Below are 3,556 nucleotides of genomic sequence, written 5' to 3' on the forward strand. Positions count from 1 at the left end.
CTCAATATGTTCGCCGGCACCACCAATGGTGCGGTCGTTCCGAACGGCTTCGCCGCGGCCGTTGTTCCGGACGGCCAGGGTGGCTTCACGCAGATCAATGATACCGATCCCGCCGGCGACGCCTGCTCGAGCAAGACCGCTCAGGTCCGCATGACGAGCAAGAACATCGGCGATCTGCTCAATGCCGCCAACATCCCCTGGGGTTCGTTCATGGGTGGTTTCAATCTGCAAACCATCAACGACAACGGCACCACAGGTTGCGCGCGTAGCACCGTTGGCGAGGTCCTTGGCGCGACTTCCGACTACATCCCGCATCACGCCTGGTTCCAGTACTACACGTCGACGGCGAACCTCACGCATGCCCGTCCGACGTCGACCAAGGCGATCGGCTATACCAAGGTCCCCGGCACCAACAAGGTCGACCCGGCCAACCACGCCTACGACCTCGAAGACTTCACCGCGGCAGTCGGCGCCGGCAACTATCCGGCCGTCTCCTTCATCAAAATGCCGGCCATCCAGGACGGTCACCCCGGCTATTCCGATCCGCTCGACGAGCAGACCGGACTGGTCAACCTGATCAACTTCCTGCAGCAGCAGGAGGATTGGGATTCCACCGCCGTGATCATCACCTATGACGACTCCGACGGCTGGTACGACCACGCCTTCGCCGCAACGACGCATGGGTCATTCTCGACGTCGGATGCGTTGAACGGCACCGGCAACTGCGGCGTCCCGGGCCAGACCCCCGAACCCACCGGCGTCAACGGCGGTCAGGTCGCAGGCCGTTGCGGTCCGGGCACGCGCATCCCGTTCGTGGTGATCTCGCCCTACGCCAAGAAGAACTATGTTAGCCATGTGCTGGTGACGCAGGCCTCGATCCCGCAGTTCGTTGAGGACAACTGGCTGAAGGGCGAACGTCTCGGCGGTGGCTCGTTCGACGCCACGACCGGTTCGATCATGGACATGTTCAACTTCTCTCGGAAGAAGTCGGTGACGGTGTTCCTCGATCCGGCCACCGGCGTCGTCGACGAAACGAAGAAGATCAAGAACTAAACTAGTCAGCTATGCTCCATCGCACCATCGTGTGGTTCCTCGGCGCCGGCCTTCTGGCCGGCGCTGTCTTCGCAGCCGAGCCGCAGATGTTGCCCGGCGAAAACCCGAATCCCATTCGTCTGATCCGCCGTCCGGTCGAACCGCTTTCCGCCATGGCGCGACTGGGACGGGACATTTTTTTCGACACCAGCCTGTCGTCGTCGGGCAAATTGGCTTGCGCCTCGTGTCACAGCCCGGATCATGCTTATGGCCCGCCGACTGACGGCCCGGTGATGCTGGGCGGTCCCGACTTGACGCTTCCCGGTTTGCGCGCCGTTCCCTCGCTGACCTACCTGGAACGTCAACCCGACTTCAGCATCGGCCCCGAAAAGGAAGACGTGGACGATACCGTCGCCCCATTGGCGCGACAGGCAGAGGTGGGCAAGACCGCAGTGCGCGCGGAGAAGATCGCAACCCAGACCGCGCAAAGCCAGAATATCGTGCCGCAGGGCGGCCTGTTCTGGGACGGCCGCGCCGACACCCTTCAGATCCAGGCGTCCGGTCCTCTGCTCGACCCGCGCGAAATGGACGGCGGCAGCATCGAGATCATCGCCGGGAAACTGCGTAGCGCGCCGTACGCGAAGAAGTTCGCCGCATTGTTCGGCGAGCGCATTTTCAAGGACACAAAGCTGCTGGTCGCCGAGGCGGCGTTTGCGGTCGGCCGCTATCAGATCGAGGAGCCGAGCTTCCATCCTTATACTAGCAAGTACGACTACTGGCTGGAGGGCAAGGTTCGCCTGAGCGAGGCGGAAATGCGCGGCCTTCGCCTGTTCAACGATCCGGCAAAGGCCAACTGCGCCGGCTGTCACACCTCCGAGCCAAGCCGGGACGGATCGCCGCCGCGCTTTACCGATACGCAATATGAAGCCCTGGGCGCGCCGCGCAATCTCACGCTTGCCGATACCAAAGACCCCGGTTATTTCGACCTCGGGGTTTGCGGGCCCATTCGCAAGGACATTGCCGACCAGACGCAATTTTGCGGCATGTTCAAAACGCCGACCTTGCGTAACACGGCCGTGCGCCGCACCTTCTTCCACAACGGCGTGTTCCACACGCTGCAACAGGTGATGGATTTCTACAATTTCCGCGACACCAACCCGGAGAAGGTTTTTCCGGTCAGTGCCGACGGGAAGGTGCAGATGTTCAACGACATCCCGGCGCAGTATCGCGGCAATGTCGATGTTACCGATCCGCCCTTCAACCGCCATCTCGGCGAAACGCCGGCGATGACGGCACAGGACGAAACTGACATCATCGCGTTTTTGAAAACCCTGAGCGACGGCTACAAGCCGGAAGAATAACGGTTGCGACCATCGGCGCGCCGCTCGAGACGGACTGGCCCTACAATATCAAGGAGTTTGCCGTGAAGCCGCCGGCTTTCGCCTATGCGGACGCCAAGCTCGATCTCGTCTCGCGCTACATGCGGGTTTCGCAAGACCTCACCCAGATGCAGGGCTGCCTCGCGGAAGGCTATCCGTTCGTGTTCGGCTTCACCGTGTACCAGAGTTTTGAGAGCCAGCAGATTGCCGACACCGGAATCGTTCCGATGCCGTCCACCGGTGAGAAAGTCGTGGGCGGTCACTGCGTGGTCGCCGTCGGTTACGACGACACCAAGCGGTCCTTCGTCATCCGCAATTCCTGGGGGACGGGCTGGGGCATCAAGGGCTATTGCCTGATGCCTTACGAATATTTGATTTCGGCGCGGCTGGCGAGCGACTTCTGGACGTTGCGATCGGTGACCGGATAGAAAGCGCCAGCGCGCCACCGCGAGCGGCGGCAATTTCGTCGTTCTCGATGCTGAACAGAATTTCCCATTGAAATCGACGGACGAGGGCGTCGCCGACGATTCAGGGCTCCACTCGCCAACCCGGGGTTAACCTCGATAGCATCAGGCTCGTCGATCAAATTTCTGACCGCTTCGAGGAGCCGGCCTGCGTCCAGTTGTTTCGCCTCGGAATGATACAGACCGAAATCACAATCCGAGTTCTCGGTTGCCGTTCCTCGCGCGCGCGAACCTCCGAGTACAATGGCGTTGAAATCGGGGACATCGGCGAGGGCGGGCACCAGGCGCTGCAAAATCGAGTTCTCTTCCCGCTATCCCGCCTATTCTCGTCTACAGCGAGACTATCCTTGGTGCGGGCGGCGGGACTCGAACCCGCACGACGTTGCCATCGAGGGATTTTAAGTCCCTTGCGTCTACCAATTCCGCCACGTCCGCTTTGGTCACAAGATCAAATAGTTAGCGCAGTTTTTGAGTCCGGAAAATGGGCCGGTTCAGCTTGGCGCCGCCCCCAAACCTTTATGCGACTGCGCGAAGCAAGGAAAGCCTCATTGCGGACATCAGTGCCGCCTATTTGAAGCTCCTGCATCGCTGGCGGCAAAAACCGTTCAGGAGCTTCAAATAGCAAGCGGCGCTGGAATCACGACTTTACTGGTGCCCATGACTTTCCGAAGTTCGTGAATG

At 60.8% G+C, this 3,556-nt stretch carries 4 protein-coding genes and 1 tRNA gene; 3 read left to right on the forward strand and 2 right to left on the reverse strand.

Going from position 1 to position 3,556, the window contains the following annotated elements:
• From WB528_RS19885 to WB528_RS19895, 3 genes are all read left to right on the forward strand, one after another.
• A partial coding sequence (locus WB528_RS19885; RefSeq protein ID WP_423890119.1) for a phospholipase C occupies nt 1-1,053 on the forward strand: 1,053 nt, incomplete at its 5' end.
• Between the two features lie 11 nt (nt 1,054-1,064).
• Entirely contained in the window at nt 1,065-2,393 is a 1,329-nt protein-coding gene (locus tag WB528_RS19890) for a cytochrome-c peroxidase (RefSeq protein WP_423890120.1), read from the forward strand.
• A gap of 11 nt (nt 2,394-2,404) precedes the next feature.
• Nucleotides 2,405-2,839, forward strand: coding sequence for a C1 family peptidase (locus tag WB528_RS19895; protein WP_423890121.1), 435 nt, complete (start codon nt 2,405-2,407; stop codon nt 2,837-2,839).
• On the opposite strand, the gene WB528_RS19900 is transcribed toward WB528_RS19895, so the two are convergent.
• On the reverse strand, nt 2,773-3,156 hold the full coding sequence (locus tag WB528_RS19900) for a nucleotidyltransferase domain-containing protein (protein ID WP_423890122.1): 384 nt from the start codon (nt 3,154-3,156) through the stop codon (nt 2,773-2,775). The genes WB528_RS19895 and WB528_RS19900 overlap by 67 nt on opposite strands.
• Nucleotides 3,157-3,223: 67 nt before the next feature.
• Nucleotides 3,224-3,310 (reverse strand) — tRNA-Leu (locus tag WB528_RS19905).
• Between the last annotated feature and the right edge of the window lie 246 nt (nt 3,311-3,556).

The sequence above is a fragment of the Bradyrhizobium sp. genome (assembly GCF_049586575.1).
In the GTDB taxonomy this organism is placed as follows: domain Bacteria; phylum Pseudomonadota; class Alphaproteobacteria; order Rhizobiales; family Xanthobacteraceae; genus Bradyrhizobium.